Origin of the sequence: Rhodoligotrophos appendicifer, from assembly GCF_007474605.1 — a bacterium.
Taxonomy (GTDB): Bacteria; Pseudomonadota; Alphaproteobacteria; order Rhizobiales; family Im1; genus Rhodoligotrophos; species Rhodoligotrophos appendicifer.
In genome coordinates this window covers 1-14,680 of record NZ_VHKL01000011.1, presented here as the reverse complement: position 1 = coordinate 14,680, position 14,680 = coordinate 1, and the positions used below count along the sequence as shown (strand labels likewise).

The 14,680-nt window shown below is 60.5% G+C and carries 9 protein-coding genes and 1 pseudogene; 5 read left to right on the top strand and 5 right to left on the bottom strand.

What is annotated here, in order from left to right:
- Nucleotides 1-573: 573 nt before the first annotated feature.
- The 5 genes and pseudogenes from FKM97_RS27270 to FKM97_RS21960 all read right to left on the bottom strand — a co-directional run.
- Nucleotides 574-942: pseudogene (locus FKM97_RS27270) on the bottom strand (trehalase-like domain-containing protein); the annotation flags it as partial.
- Nucleotides 939-1,943, bottom strand: a complete 1,005-nt coding sequence (locus FKM97_RS21975) for an SDR family oxidoreductase (protein ID WP_144294603.1) — start codon at nt 1,941-1,943, stop codon at nt 939-941. The gene FKM97_RS21975 and the pseudogene FKM97_RS27270, both read right to left, overlap by 4 nt.
- 342 nt (nt 1,944-2,285) lie before the next feature.
- The gene (locus FKM97_RS21970; RefSeq protein ID WP_144294602.1) at nt 2,286-3,125 is read right to left on the bottom strand and encodes a universal stress protein; all 840 of its coding nucleotides are present in this window, start codon (nt 3,123-3,125) and stop codon (nt 2,286-2,288) included.
- A gap of 287 nt (nt 3,126-3,412) precedes the next feature.
- Nucleotides 3,413-6,043: an HAD-IC family P-type ATPase gene (locus FKM97_RS21965; protein WP_144294601.1), complete on the bottom strand. Its 2,631-nt coding sequence runs from the start codon at nt 6,041-6,043 to the stop codon at nt 3,413-3,415.
- A gap of 75 nt (nt 6,044-6,118) precedes the next feature.
- On the bottom strand, nt 6,119-7,840 hold the full coding sequence (locus FKM97_RS21960; RefSeq protein WP_144294600.1) for a cation:proton antiporter: 1,722 nt from the start codon (nt 7,838-7,840) through the stop codon (nt 6,119-6,121).
- A 735-nt stretch (nt 7,841-8,575) separates the two neighbouring features.
- Here FKM97_RS21960 and FKM97_RS21955 point away from each other — a divergent pair.
- The 5 genes from FKM97_RS21955 (at nt 8,576) to istB (ending at nt 14,461) form a co-directional block, all read left to right on the top strand.
- Entirely contained in the window at nt 8,576-8,971 is a 396-nt protein-coding gene (locus FKM97_RS21955; RefSeq protein ID WP_144294599.1) for an NADH:ubiquinone oxidoreductase subunit NDUFA12, read from the top strand.
- Nucleotides 8,972-9,675: 704 nt separating this feature from the next.
- Nucleotides 9,676-10,140 carry a group III truncated hemoglobin gene (locus FKM97_RS21950; protein WP_144294598.1) on the top strand — a complete coding sequence of 155 codons (465 nt, stop codon included), beginning with the start codon at nt 9,676-9,678 and terminating at the stop codon, nt 10,138-10,140.
- Nucleotides 10,141-11,088: 948 nt separating this feature from the next.
- Nucleotides 11,089-11,535 carry a hypothetical protein gene (locus FKM97_RS21945; protein WP_144294597.1) on the top strand — a complete coding sequence of 149 codons (447 nt, stop codon included), beginning with the start codon at nt 11,089-11,091 and terminating at the stop codon, nt 11,533-11,535.
- Nucleotides 11,536-12,092: 557 nt separating this feature from the next.
- Nucleotides 12,093-13,592, top strand: coding sequence for an IS21 family transposase (gene istA, locus FKM97_RS21935; RefSeq protein ID WP_144293491.1), 1,500 nt, complete (start codon nt 12,093-12,095; stop codon nt 13,590-13,592).
- Nucleotides 13,589-14,461 (top strand): IS21-like element helper ATPase IstB, encoded by an 873-nt coding sequence (gene istB, locus FKM97_RS21930; RefSeq protein ID WP_281290112.1) that lies wholly within the window; start codon nt 13,589-13,591, stop codon nt 14,459-14,461. The genes istA and istB overlap by 4 nt, the downstream gene beginning before the upstream one ends.
- Nucleotides 14,462-14,680: the final 219 nt, after the last annotated feature.

Sequence of the window (14,680 nt, the reverse complement as noted above, 5' to 3'; positions counted from 1 at the left end):
CCAGCACTCTGCAGACCGAGTGTTCTGAGTCTGACGGATATTACCGGCTGCCGCGGATTTCATCGAGAGCGCCGAGAGCCCGACGTTCCCGACGCCATCATCGCCACGCGCAAACGCGTCTTCCAAGCGTTGAATCCAGAAGATCTTCGATTAATCTCTTTAGTATATCCTTGTATATATTACGTATTTCACTTAAATGATAATATATTATTCTTAGCATCCATGACAGATAGGTTTGATTAAATTTCTTTTTTCTTCTTTTATTTAATTTATGAAGTTCCCGATTGGAAGCAGCCCGCGCGCTACCAGCGGTTCGTTCTTGCCGATGACGAGCCCAAGCAGTCCTCGCTCGCCAGGGGCGACCGTCAGGTGGCCAGTGAGAAGCCCATCCTCCTCGCTCACCAGGGTGACATTTGCGCTGTGTCGCAAAGCACCGAGAATCTCGCCGGCATGGAGCACTGTGCCGTGAGCGGAATGGGTCAGATAGGGAGACACGGAATTCCCCATGGTTCCAAGCCGCAATGCGAACCGGAAACGCATTGTCCCGGCCACACCGTCCACGCGTCTTGCCAGTTCGGTCCACGGCAGGCGACCTGCAGAACCGCTATTGAGGGACTCGACGAGGAGGGCCTGGCCCGACTCGGTCGTGAACAGGGTTTCGTGCACATTGCCATCGTGTCGGTAGCGCTGCTGAACCCTGAAGGGCAAGTCGGGCGCGAGACTGAAGAAACCGCCCTCTTCAGGTGATAACAGGCGATCAAACAACGGAGGTGAGTCCATCTCCGGCACGCACCACCAGTCGATGGATCCGTCGGCTCCGCACAGCGCGATAGAGCGACCATCGCCGATCGCCGCGTAGCGTTCCAGCGGAAGGTAACCGTCGTCACGCAAGGCAAGCCGTTGAGGGCAGGATTCTGCCTGAAAATCAGGGCGCTCGTTCATGTCCGCTGACGGATCATTTTTGATATGGCAAGCGCTCCCGCAGTGGCAAGGCCGCCCGCCAGCGCTCCCAACGCGAAATCGCCCAGGGTGCGGTGGCCGCTCGTGAAGATCTGTCCTGGAGCCGAGGTGATGGTCGGCGTCCAGGGACCATCGATCTTGGCTGGCCCGGGGACCGGGTCACATAAATTGCCAGGGCGGTCGTCAGCACGCTCTCCAAGCTGATCTTCCTTGAAGCCGCTCGCTGCACTGTCTGCATAGGCCGGGGCCAGGTCTTGTCCTATTGCGAGACCGAAGGTCCGCCGGCCAACCCATACCTCACGCGTCGGGTTCTGAACGGTTGCAAGCACGGCTTCCGCGCAGACGCGCGGGTCATAGATGGGCTCAGGAGCAATCTGCTCGCGGCCGCTGAGATTGCGGGACCAGGTGAATTGCGGGGTGTTGACCGCCGGCAGATAGACAACAGAGAGGGACACATTGATCTCATCTGCGATCAACTCGGCGCGGAGAGCATCCGTGAAGCCCGACACCGCAAATTTCGCGGCGCAGTAGGGGGCCTGCAGGGGAACGCCGCGGAAGCCGAGTATGGAGGAGATCTGCACGATCAGCCCCTGGTTCCGCGGCTTCATGAAGCGAAGTGCGGCCAGGGTTCCATGAACCTGGCTCAAATACGTCGTAGCCGTGACGCGAGCATAGTCGTCAGCGCTGATTTCATCGGCCGGCGCAATGACCGTCGACATCGCGTTGTTGACCCAAACCCGGATGGGGCCGAGCTCCTGCTCGATTTGGTCGGCGGCTCTGCCGACGCCCGCTGCATCAGCCATGTCGACTGAAAGCGGCAGCACGCGAGCCCCCGTCTCCCGCAACAGTCCCGCCGCCTCGTCCAGCCTCGTCTGATCTCTCGCCAGGATCGCCACTGACCAGCCGTTGCGGGCTAGCCGCTGCGCCGTTGCAAGGCCGATGCCGGCGCTTCCTCCTGTGACGACCGCAATTCCGTCTGACATGCCACCTCCGCGATCACACTCGCGGATGGGTAAGAGCGACAGTGAGTCAAAGTTCCTTCAAGTAAGGTTGATGGGCACGCCTTTGATCACCCTATGGAAAACGACGATGCGGCCACGCGTCAGTACGCCGGCTTATCGGCCAAGGGGTGAGTGCCTCGGCTTACGCCATGCGGAATATGGCTCACGATCGCTTCGACGAACAAAGGCCGCAATGATCTTTTTGTCGATTGCGCCAACGGCACTTTGGCCGTCCGCCGTCCATAAGAGAGTATTTGGTCGTCAATGAGAACTTTACTTTCGTGAACCTTCACATCGGGTTAGTGCGGTATTGGCGTTATGCAATCAGTGCGAGAAGAGGACCGGCAGTCTGAGGTCGTTGAGAACACCCTTGGTCGCACCGCCAAGAATAAAATCACGGATGCGGGAATGACCGAAGCCTCCCATCGCCAGGATTTGTGCCCCCTCCGACAACGCAGTCTCCTGCAACACCTCCCCAATCGCCCTGTCTCCGAGTGCAATGTCGATCGATTTGGCGCGAAATCCCCGCTTCTCTAGGGAGGAGGCAAGAGCTGCAGCAATGTTTGGCCCGCTGAGAGGTTTTTCGTCCTTGACCGTCAGAACCGAGATGCGGCCGCCGTCAACCAGTAGCGGCAGGGCATCACCAAGGGCGCGTGCGGCGACCCGGCTTGCATCCCAGGCTATGGCAAGATGATCGAAAGAAGCGGGACTGGGTATAGCAGGTATCAGGATCGCCGGCCGACCCGATCCGAAGACCACGGCTTCCGCAATATCCTTTGAGCCTACTATTTCGTCGGACCAGGGAAGCAAAGTCAGATCGAAATAACGTGCTTCGGCAGCCGCTGAATTCAGCGCTCCGCCCAGCACGATCTCCCGGCTGGTGCAGTGAACGCCGAGGTGCGGTCTCGAGGCTTCTTCGATTAAGCCTTGCAGCCGATGGCACTCTGCCTTGCTCCTCTCCTCGCTGGCGCGGACAAGTCCAGGAACGTCGATAAGAAATTGGCCTAAAGGTGAATTCAGCTGCGGAATGTGAACGGAGAATGCCGTGACATGAAGCATGCATTTCAGTGCGGAGGCAAACGCAGTGGTGGCCAGAATCGACTCATCCTCAACCGGTTCGGGGTAAGTGACCAAAGGCATGTAGGCGATGCGGACCTGCGGCATTTGTATTTCTCCAGATCAATCAAACTTTATGTTGCCTTCAAGGGGTCTATTCTTGAGGGCATAGTTTGCAAACCACTGGAGAGGAGATTGATCTAAATCATTTTGAGCGAAACCAATCTAAATTCTCAACAAGATGTGAATAGATCTCGGATCGTTTCGCTCGGCCGCCCCCAGGGTTAGAACGGCGGCTGGTCGAACCCTTGACTTTAAGACCGCCCGTGCGAAGCCGACGATCCGGCGGGCGCGCCATGCAGGGGGGTGCCGGTGGCGCATTGGCTCCCGCGCATCTATCTTCTTAAGCCCAGCCTGATCTGCTTTTCGATCTCGATGATCGCGAAGAAGGCCGCCCCGACCGCCAGGATTAGCAGGCCATCGGCCAGTGGCACGGGCCGCGTGCCCAGGAGCATTTGCAGAGGCGTCAGATAGGTGACGGCGAACTGGGCGACGGTGATGGTCACGACCACGATCCAGACGATGCCCGTGCCGCGCGCCGCCGCCCAGGTCAGCGAGGTGCTGTGAATGTTTCGGATGAAGAAGAGATGGAAGATCTCCAGCACCACCAACGTGTTCATGGCCATGGTCTGCGCCAAAGCGAGAGGATAGCCACGGTCCATCGCATAGGAGAAGATGCCGAAGACCGCCGCCAGGAACAACAGGGCGACCAGTGCGACGTGCCAGACGAGCTCCCCGGACAAGAGCGGAGCATTGCGGGGTCTCGGGGGGCGGGCCATAGTGCCGACCTCCGTCGGCTCAAAGGCCAGGGCGATGCCGAGAGTGATGCCTGTGATCAGGTTGATCCACAGGATCTGCACCGCCGTCACGGGAAGGGCCAGGCCCAGCAGCAGGGCCAGAACCACGGTCATCGACTCGCCGGCATTGGTGGGAAGCGTCCAGCTGATGACCTTCTTGAGATTGTCGTAGACGGTCCGCCCCTCTCGCACCGCGGCGGCGAGGGATGCAAAGTTGTCGTCGGCGAGCACCAGATCGGCGGCCTCCTTGGCGGCTTCAGAGCCCTTCTGGCCCATGGCAATGCCGGCATCGGCCCGTTTGAGAGCGGGCGCATCATTCACCCCATCACCGGTCATGGCCACGGAAAGCCCATTGGCCTGAAGGGCGGTGACCAGCCGCAGCTTGTGTTCAGGGCTGGTGCGGGCAAAGATATCCACGCTGGCGACCTCCAGGGCGAGCTGAGCATCGTCGAGCCGGTCGAGATCGGCACCCGTCAGCACCCGATGCGGGTTCTCCAAGCCGATCTGAGCCGCGATGGCGGCGGCAGTTCCAGCATGGTCGCCGGTGATCATCTTGACGCGGATCCCCGCCGCCCGACATTCCGCCACAGCGGCAATGGCTTCCGGGCGCGGCGGGTCGATCAGGCCGACAAGGCCCAGGAAGCTCAGCCCGGTCTCCAGGGCTGCCGGGTCAATCCGTTCATCCGTCTCCGGCCGCTCGGCCAGGGCCAGCACCCGCAGACCGCGGCTCGCCATTTCATCGGCGCGCGCAAGCCATTCTGGCACGTTCACATCGCTGCACATCCGCAGAACCCGCTCGGGGGCGCCCTTCACGTGGGTCAGGCGGCCTTCCGCACCTTCGGTCAGCACAGCCATGAAGCGGTGGCGGGAATCGAACGGGATGGCATCCAACCTGCGCCCATCGCTGCGAAGATCCCCCGCCACCTTGCCCGCGAAGGCGAGAAGGGCCCCTTCCATCGGATCACCCTCAACCACCCAGCTCCCGTCGCGTTGCGACAGGGCTGCATCGTTGCAGAGCGCAGCCGCACGCGCGAGACGCGCGAGGTTTCCCGCAGGCGTGACATTCCCCTCGGGCGCATAGCCTTCGCCCGTGATCTCGAAGATACCCTCCTGGGTCTCGGCCGCGGCGACGACCATCTCATTGCGGGTCAGCGTGCCCGTCTTGTCAGTGCAGATGACGGAAACCGATCCGATCGCCTCGATGGCGGGCAGGCGTCGGACGATGGCGTTGCGGCGGGCCATGGCCTGGACGCCGATGGCGAGCGTGATGGTCATGACCGCCGGCAGGCCTTCGGGGATCGCTGCAACGGCGATCCCGACGACGGCCATGAACATCTCGGAGAAGTCGTGATGGCCGACGAAATAGCCCCAGACCAGCAGGAGTCCGGAGGCCAAGAGGATCAGGAAGGACAACCAACGCGCGAAATGGTCCATCTGCGCGACAAGCGGCGTCGTGAGCTGTTCAACGCCTGCCAAGAGGCCGCCGATGCGCCCGATCTCGGTCGCGGGGCCGGTGGCGACCACCAGCCCGCGGGCGGTGCCTTGGGTGACCAGCGTTCCCGACCACAGCATCGACCGCCGGTCGCCCAAAGATGCATCGGCGGCGACGGCCCCCGGGGTCTTCTCCACGGGCACAGATTCGCCGGTCAGGATCGCCTCCTGTGCCGCCAGGCCGCGCGCTTCGAGGATGCGAAGGTCGGCAGGCACCTTGTCGCCCGCCTCCAAAAGAACGATGTCCCCCGGCACCAGATCGGCGCCGTCCACCGTCATTCGCGCACCATCGCGAAAGACGGCCGCGTGCGGGGCGAGCATCTCCCTGATCGCCGCCATCGCCGCCTCCGCCTTGCCCTCCTGCAGGAAGCCAATGACCGCATTGGCCAGCACCACCGCAAGGATGACCCCGGTGTCGACCCAGTGCTGAAGCGCTCCCGTCACCAGGGCTGCGCCCAGCAGCACGTAGATCAAGACATTATGAAAATGGGAAAGAAACCTCAGCACCGGCCCACGCCCCTGGGCCTCAGGCAACCGGTTCGGCCCATGCTGCGCAAGCCGCCGCGCCGCCTCGGCCCCGGTGAGACCCTGGACGTCCGCCTTGAACGCCGTGAGGCAGGCTTCGGGGGAGTGGCTATGAGGGTCGGTTAGGGGCATGGGGGTGGGCGTCTCCAACATGGCTGCGAAAATTCTCTTGCATCGGCTTCTCGGTGAGACTTGGTGGAGCGCCCGCGTGAGGTGGCGCCGGCCCGCTCAGCTCATCTGTCGGCCCTCAGTCTCGATTTCGGGAATGACCGTCCGACGCTCCTCCCGACTGCCGCACAGCAATTCGACGGCCCGATCGGCAGCATCCTGAAACGGCTCCAGCACGACGTCGGCGCCCGAAGCCAGCAGTGCGCTCGTATCTTTCTCCGTGTGGGAGGCAACGGCGACTCGACCTCGAAACCCCGCAGAGCGCGCCACTTGAAGCAACGTGGTCCGCATGTCCTCATGGGTCAGGCCCGTCATCTGCTGCGGAACGGTCAAGACCAGCCAGGACGCATGCTGCAAAGGAAGTTCGGCCAGGAACTCTGGATCGGTTGCGTCGCCAAACTGCGCGTCAAGGCCAAGCTCCCGCCAGCGGCGTATGGCGGCCGGGTTGAAATCCACGCCGAACACCTTTTTCCCCTGCCTGTTCAGGCGCAGGCCGATGGCAGTGCCAAAGCGTCCCAGCCCGAACAGGATCACCTGGCCGGAACTGTCCCGATGACGACCGGCCTCGCTGACCTCGCGCGGGGTTCCTCGGCGCTCGAAAATGCCCAGCAAGGGCTCACAGAGCGCATAAAGCTGGTGGGACCATGTGATCATGTAGGTCGAGGCCGCGATTGTCACCAGCCCGACCAGGGTCACGAGCCCGAGTGCACCTTCGTCCACATGCCCAAGGCTCACCCCCATGGCGATGAAGATCAAAGAGAACTCGCTGATCTGCGCCACCGTCAAGCCGGCGAGGAACCCGGTCCGCTTGCGGTATCCCATGGCTCCCATGATCACGAGGACGATCAGCGGATTGCCGATGAGGACGAAGAGCGAAAAGATGATGGCGGCGGTGACATGGGTGCCGAGAAGCGAAAGGTCGAGGGTCGCACCCAGGGCGATGAAGAAGAACAGCAGCAGAAAATCGCGCAAGGGTGCCAAGCGCGCGGCAATGGCTTCGCGATAGGGCGTCGAGGCGAGCGAGACCCCGGCCAAGAGACCGCCGACTTCCTTCCCAAGGCCGATGACGTCACAGAGAGCGGCGAACATCGCCGCCTGGGCGATGGCAAAGACCATCAGAAGCTCAGGCGTGCGTGCCAGCCTCTCCGTCAGCGGCGTGGCGATGTAACGGATGAAGGCGACGACCAACACCACCATGGCAAGCCCTGAAGCGAGCACTTTCGGGACAGAACCGGGACCATGCCCGTCCGCCGCCGCTCCGATGCCGATGGCAGAGAGCACGATCATCGCCAGCACGACGACCAGATCCTGAACGATCAGGAAGCCCAGCGCGATCTGACCATGAAGCGAGTCGATCTCACGCTTGTCGGAGAGCAACTTCACGATGATGATCGTCGATGAGAATGTCAGCGCAACGGCGACATACAGGCTCGTCAGATGGTCCAGCCCGAGAGCAAGGCCGATCCCGTAGCCGATGATGGAGGTGAAAGCGACCTGCCCGAGCCCCGTCATCAAGGACACTGTTCCGAGCGAGCGGACCAATTTAATGTCGAGCTTGAGGCCCACGAGAAACAGCAGCACCGCGATTCCGAGCTCGGCCAGAAGGTCGATCTGCGCGTCCGAACGGACCACATCCAGGACCGAAGGGCCGGCAATCAGGCCGACGGCGATGAAGCTCACGATGAGAGGTTGCCGCAGGATCGTGCCGACAAGGCCGATCGCCGTCGCCAAGACGAGAAGCAGCGCCACTTCGGCAAATGGGCTCAGTATCGGAAAGAGCATTAGGTTCCTGCTGTTTCCCTTGATCGTCGCCGTCTCAGAAGGCGAGGTTGGAAGATCTGCGACGCGGCACCGTCGCAGCGCTGTTTGCGGCGATGGGGGAATGACTTGCCCGCATCAGAGGGCCGCAGCATCGGATCGCTCCCTTTGCCCGATCGTGGCCCATACTAGTAGAGGCTGCGCTTTGACAATTGATCGATGTCAAAGCGAAACCCCGACAGCTTTGCGCCACTCTCGTCAATTCTTGTCGTCACAGCAGGGACAGTTCTGAAACGGTGCCGACTACATCTCTCTGCTCCCACTCGTGCTCGTCCCGAAGGATTTGCGCGAGGTCAAGGCGTCGCCTTGGGATCTTTCTATCCTCGGTCCTCAGTGGGCACTGGCTGTCGCGGTGTCGTCAATAAGGGAGTGGGGCTCATGCCTGGACAGACGATCCGATCCTCTGGTTCGAACAAGTCGGTCGCAAGGATATCGCGAGCGTCGGAGGCAAGAACGCCTAGCTGGGCGAGCTCGTACAAGGCCAATCGTTGTTTTGATTTAAATCAATCAAGATTACGGGCGAGAGCGTCGTAAACCAGCCTTTCGCCGCTCACATCAAGAGCCGCGGGCCATTTCCCTCCGCTTTCTCGCGGACTGCAACGTCCAACAAAGCCAAGTCCCGCGACTGATCCATTGCCCGGGAACAGAGCTGGAACCACCGAAGCACCAGCGAGTTGAGCCAAAAACTATGAGGGTCTCATGCGCTTTAAAGATTTCCTCTTGCGAACTTTTACTTGGTGGAATGGGGAAACCTGGGGAACCCATATGCTCGTGTCGAGACATGGGGAGTTCGTAGGAGAGGATGAGCTCGGCAACAAATATTACAAGCAACGGAACGGCGATAGGCGGTGGATAGTCTACAATGGTGAGGCTGATGCTTCCAAGATCGCGCCCGGTTGGCATGGCTGGATGGCTGGACGGACCGATACTCCGCCGTCGGAAGAGCGTTATGAACCGCGATACTGGCAGAAGCCTCACGCGCCGAACACGACCGGCGTGACGCCAATCAACGTTCCGGCGGGAAGTCTCGTGCGGGGCCTGAATGCAAATGCACCTGCCATGGATGCAGAATACGAGGCATGGACGCCGGATTGACCAAGCTCTGGGTAATCAGTCGATTTTATTGAGGCGATGGAAGCCGGACAGCGAGGGAGGCCTGAGCAGTGAGCCCGGCTTTCCGACGGCGGTAAAATCCGGAGATCCGCTGATCATTTCCAGCGTTTGACCAACTGTGCGGCAGTTGCCAGGCGGCTGCTACTCGATGGCTCCTGCAAAGCTGTAAGCCGTTCGGCTGCTGGAATCGATTGCGAACGGCTCTTTCTGGTCCTAGCTTACAGTGGATACTATATCTGCCCGTTCTGCCAGCGTCAGAAGAGCGTCCGATGAGGGCGCCGGTGCAGCCCTCCAGTACCAGCACCTTTGAAACAGTGCATCGTGTTCTATTTTGTATCCCTTTTTGAAACCTTGCCGGCTTGTCTCGAATTCTTCAAGGGCGCTCACCGCATCGGCGCCGGCCGGCAAGGCCGTCTCCATCATTGTCCATGGGTCTTGCCGGCACGCATTTCTACCTGCCTCATCTTATTCTCAGGCTGTTCAAGATCGCTGCCAGCTTGATGAGTAAGAGTGGGAAAGATGCAGAAATTAGCGGCCGTGTTGCGGATCGGTCCTGAAAATTGCATCAGTTAGAGTTGGTGGGCATCAAAACGGTGATAACCTGTGTTCCGCCGAATTTGATGGATGTATCAAAATCAGCGTTCGACTGCGATATGTTGGGAAAGAATGGTAATCGAGGCTGATCAATGATCATCGTCCCTAAGACTGAAATTTCGCGTCGACCCGAGATCACGAAACGCACTGAGGCGGAAACCGGCATTGACGAGCTTATGATTGAACGCTTGGTGCGGGCCTTCTACAGCCGTATAGGCGCCGATCCAATCCTGGGGCCGATTTTTGCCTCCCGCATCACCAGTTGGGAGCCGCACCTTCAACAGATGTGCGCATTCTGGTCATCGGTCGCCTTGATGACCGGACGATACCATGGGCAACCAATGCAGAAGCATCTGCCATTGCCCATCGATGCCCGACATTTCGATCGATGGCTTACGCTATTCGAGGCAACGGCGAAGGAGGTTTGCCCCGGCAAAGCGGCCGATCACTTCGTTGAACGAGCCCGGCGAATCGCAGAAAGTCTTGAGCTGGGCGTTGCTGGTGCTAACGGTGTGATCCTCGGGCGGGGCGTTCGGTTTATTGCCACGTCTCAGTGACACTGATCGGCAGGCGCCCGATAGCGTCAACAACAACCGGCTGACAGCTATGCTTCCCGAACGGATCCCTCGTTTTGAGCAGAATGGTGACATCGATCTGCAGGCCTCTCCCGCTCGGCTTCTATCGCCCCTTCGGGAGCACCCTTGGGGCAGGATTCAGCTCTCATGACCAGCCTCGTCCTGAACGGCGGCGATGGACAATCGCGTAATTGCTGCGTGGAGGTTTGGACCGCTTTCGGACAGCGCGAGGGTTGAAGGGTAATGGCATTTTCCGGCCCCCCTTGCATGCCGAGCGCTACATCCTGGGTTCTGGAGCCGATTGGGTTTGACGGTAGCCCCCTTCAAATCCGCCGACCTCCACTCCGCTCTTCGACGATCGCACCTTCCAGACCACTTCGCGCTTTGATGTGGTCCTATATCGACGCCGAATTCAGTAATGCTTACGTAATAAAGCTGATTGTCGCCTTTAAGGGCCTTAAGTGCAGCTCAGCAGCGCGCTTTCGCCGAAGACAAATCGTTCCCCCTCGCGCACTATTGCCAATGATGAAAAAAAGGGCAGTTGGGCCCTGTAGGTTCGGGCTTTGGTCAGCAATCCCCATTCGCTTCTCGACTGGCTTACCGCCTTCGCACAGCATACCGGGCGGCGGTCGAAGCCGCTGCCGTTACAGAGTTCGGTTTAGGCTGTGATCAGTCCCGACTGCACCAGATGCTCTCTCGACATATGTGTTCTGTATGCGAGCGCACTTTAGCGTCTTCGTGCACTCAATTAGTACGTTTTCCGACCAAGGCTTTATAGGCGATGCGGTGTCGTTTAAATTTTCAGGTCAAAAAACTGCGTTCGCTCGCAACCGTCCACCAAATGATCACAAGGATATAATTTCTTCTGTTTTATTATACTCTGTTCGGTTTCTAGCTTGTTGAGAGTATCAGTGTAGAGGAGATCCAAAGTTGTTTCAGATAGGAGACAAGGTAAGGTTGGTTTCAACCAGTTATGTTCTACTGCCACCTGATGACTTCGAGATTATTGGCAGACGCCCTGATGCTCAGTCGCTTGAGCGATCCTTTGTCCTCAGGAGCTTGAAGGACGGATCTATAAGGGTAGCAGAGGAGAGCAGTTTAGTCATTTCCAGTGACGAAGATCCTGTACCAAAAAAATTGCTATCAAAGGTGAGATCAGATGGACGGTCCCACGGTGCACAAGGGTACGGTCCTGAATACCTCGCCAGAAAGCATCGGTTGCCCACAGCAGTTGCACGCCACCTCATTGATGAGCTAGGCCCAGACAGAGAGGCCCTAAACGAGGCTGCCGCAAAACTTCAATCCGACAACCAGAAGCAGGCGGTTTCGTCACAATGTGAAAGCCGCGAGGGGGTCTTCCCCATGAAACTTGGGTAGGATTCACACAGATCAGCAATCGTTCTCAGCTGTTGGTACGCTGAATGACCTTCTCTAGTTGAGCAAAGTCGTATGGCTTGGGGATGAACTTGCCATCATCGGCGACCTGCTTGGAAGAGATCCGCGACCTTCCCGAAGTCACGACGAGCTGAAGATGTGGCCAACGCCGGTGAGCAAGCTCTACCAGCCTAGCCAATGGACGGCTTTTACTCCGCCCGCACCGCCATCACGTCGGCGCTCCATGGCCTAATTTGTCACCGCCCTGCACACATCATCGGCGACCTGCTTGGAAGAGATCCGCGACCTTCCCGAAGTCACGACGAGCTGAAGATGTGGCCAACGCCGGTGAGCAAGCTCCGTGAGTTCCAACCCATCCATTGGGCCCGGCATGTGAATGTCCGTGAAAAGCACGTGGATCGAGGTGCCGAACTGCTCCAAAGAGCGTATCGTGTGCAGGGCGGTGACAAATTAGGCCATGGAGCGCCGACGTGATGGCGGTGCGGGCGGAGTAAAAGCCGTCCATTGGCTAGGCTGGTCCCTTTGGGGATCGGCCGGGAATGTTTTCCGTGGAAGTCTATGCTGCCGTCCGGCGCTTTGTGTTTGTCGAGGGCAACAGCCGTCGTGAGGCGGCCCGTGTCTTCGGGCTGAGCCGCGAGACGGTTTTGAAGATGTGCCGGTTCTCGTTGCCGCCGGGCTACACGCGCACCAAGCCTGTGACGAAGCCGAAGCTGGGCGCGTTGTTGCCGGTGATCGATGCGATCCTGGAGGCAGACCGAACTGGCCCGATGAAGCAGCGGCATACGGCGAAGCGGATCTTCGAGCGGCTGCGCGACGAGCACGGGTTTGGCGGCGGCTATACGGTGGTGAAGGACTATGTCCGGATCGCCCGAGCCAGAGGGCGCGAGACCTTCGTGCCGCTGTCGCATCCGCCCGGCCATGCGCAGGTGGATTTTGGCGAGGCGGTCGGCGTGATCGCCGGCGTCCGCTGCAAGATCCACTTCTTCTGTATGGACCTGCCGCAGTCGGATGCCCCGTTCGTGAAGGCGTATCCGGCCGAGACGACGGAAGCGTTCCTGGACGGGCATGTGTCGGCCTTCGCCTTCTTCGGCGGCGTGCCGCTGTCGGTGCTCTACGACAATCTGAAGATCGCGGTGGCAAAGATCTGCGGCGACGGCAAGCGGGAGCGGACGCGCGCGTTCACGGAACTGGTGAGCCATTATCTGTTCAGCGACAGGTTCGGCCGACCCGGCAAAGGGAACGACAAGGGCAAGGTCGAGGGGCTGGTGAAGTATGCCCGCTCGAACTTCATGACGCCGATCCCGGTGGCGGCGAGCTTCGACGATCTCAACGCTATGCTGGCCGAGCGGTGCCGGGCGCGGCAGGCGGAACGTGCCGGTCGCAACGCCGCGACCATCGGCGAACGGCTTGGCGCCGATCTCGAGGCCTTCCGGGATATGCCCGCTGTCCCGCTTGAGCCCTGCGAGAAGCGGGCGGCGCGCGTCTCGTCGACGGCGCTGGTGCGCTACCGGTGCAACGACTACTCGGTGCCGACCAGCCACGGCTTCCAGGAGGTGATGGTGAAGGGCTTCGTCGACCAGGTCGTCATCCTGTGTGGCGGCGAAGAGATCGCCCGCCATCAACGTTCGTATGGTTCGGGCACCTTCATCTTCGACCCGCTGCACTATCTGGCGCTGATCGAGACCAAGCCGAACGCGCTCGATCAGGCGGCGCCGCTGAAGGATTGGGGTCTTCCCGAGACGTTCCAGCATCTGCGCCATCTCATGGAGGCGCGCATGGGCAATCGCGGCAAGCGCGAGTTCATCCAGGTCCTGCGGCTGATGGAGGCGATCCCGAAGGAGATCGTGGCCGGCGCCGTCACCGAGGCAATCCGGCTCGGCGCGATCGGCTTCGATGCGGTCAAGCAGATCGCACTGGCTCGTGTCGAGCGTCGTCCCGCGCGGCTCGATCTCGCCGCCTACCCGCACCTGCCGAAGACGGCTGTGAGGACGACATCGGCCGCCGACTACGCGGTGCTCATTCCTGGGAGAGCGGCATGACCGTCAAAGGGACAGGCGATGCGATGCCGGTTGGAACGACGAGCGGCACGCCGCAGGTGCTGCTTGGCCATCACCTCAAGCAGCTGAAGCTGCCGACAGTCTTGCGGGAATACGACAAGGTCGCCCGCGAGTGTGCCCGCGACGGCGTCGATCATCCCCGCTATCTACTGCGCCTGGTCGAGCTGGAGTTGATCGACCGGGAGCGTCGTGTGGTCGAGCGGCGCATCAGGCAGGCCAGGTTCCCGGCGATCAAAAGCCTCGACACCTTCGACTTCACCGCGATCCCCAGCCTCAACAAGATGCTGGTGCTGGAGCTAACCCGCTGCGAATTCATCCTGCGCCGGGAGAACGTGATCGCTCTCGGCAACAGTGGCACCGGCAAGAGCCATGTCGCGCTCGCGCTTGGACTTGCCGCCTGTCAGAAGGGATTCCCCGTCGCCTTCACCACTGCCGCGGCCCTGGTTCATCAGCTCATGGAGGCACGTGACGAGAGACGTCTACTGAAGCTGCAACGCGAACTGCAGGCGGTGAAGCTGCTCGTCGTCGATGAACTCGGCTACGTGCCGTTGTCGCCGACGGGCGCCGAGCTCCTGTTCGAGGTGTTCTCGCAGCGCTACGAGCGCGGCTCCACCATCGTCACTTCGAACTTGCCCTTCGAGGACTGGACGTCGGTCCTGGGGTCCGAGCGGCTCACCGGCGCGCTGCTCGACCGGCTGACCCATCACGTTCATATCCTGACCATGAATGGCGACAGCTATCGTCTCAAGCAATCCGCTGGCCACCGCCGGGCGATCGCCTCGGCGGCCGAGGCGGAGCGAAACCAGGCCAACACCACCAACTCCGAGATCGGCGAGATCAGCAAGCCCTGATCCTCGATCCCGACACGCCGCCGAAGCAGAGAAGGGTCCCGATCGGGACCCTTCTCTGCTTCGGCGCACCCTCACGCAAGTGGCCTGCTTTTACTCCGCCGCAGTGGCCTGGAATTGCTCCGCCGTTGACAGTATCGCCTCAATGGCGTTGCCTGCCTCAAAAACTCGCCACCCGAGATCTTCCAGGAACATGGCCACGGGAATGCGGATCAATGCCTC

Excerpts from the sequence above, each read along its gene's own strand:
- FKM97_RS21975 (WP_144294603.1), bottom strand. The coding sequence starts at position 1,943 with ATGTCAGACGGAATTGCGGTCGTCACAGGAGGAAGCGCCGGCATCGGC.
- FKM97_RS21970 (WP_144294602.1), bottom strand. The coding sequence starts at position 3,125 with ATGCCGCAGGTCCGCATCGCCTACATGCCTTTGGTCACTTACCCCGAA.
- FKM97_RS21965 (WP_144294601.1), bottom strand. The coding sequence starts at position 6,043 with ATGTTGGAGACGCCCACCCCCATGCCCCTAACCGACCCTCATAGCCAC.
- FKM97_RS21960 (WP_144294600.1), bottom strand. The coding sequence starts at position 7,840 with ATGCTCTTTCCGATACTGAGCCCATTTGCCGAAGTGGCGCTGCTTCTC.
- FKM97_RS21955 (WP_144294599.1), top strand. The coding sequence starts at position 8,576 with ATGCGCTTTAAAGATTTCCTCTTGCGAACTTTTACTTGGTGGAATGGG.
- FKM97_RS21950 (WP_144294598.1), top strand. The coding sequence starts at position 9,676 with ATGATCATCGTCCCTAAGACTGAAATTTCGCGTCGACCCGAGATCACG.
- istA (WP_144293491.1), top strand. The coding sequence starts at position 12,093 with ATGTTTTCCGTGGAAGTCTATGCTGCCGTCCGGCGCTTTGTGTTTGTC.
- istB (WP_281290112.1), top strand. The coding sequence starts at position 13,589 with ATGACCGTCAAAGGGACAGGCGATGCGATGCCGGTTGGAACGACGAGC.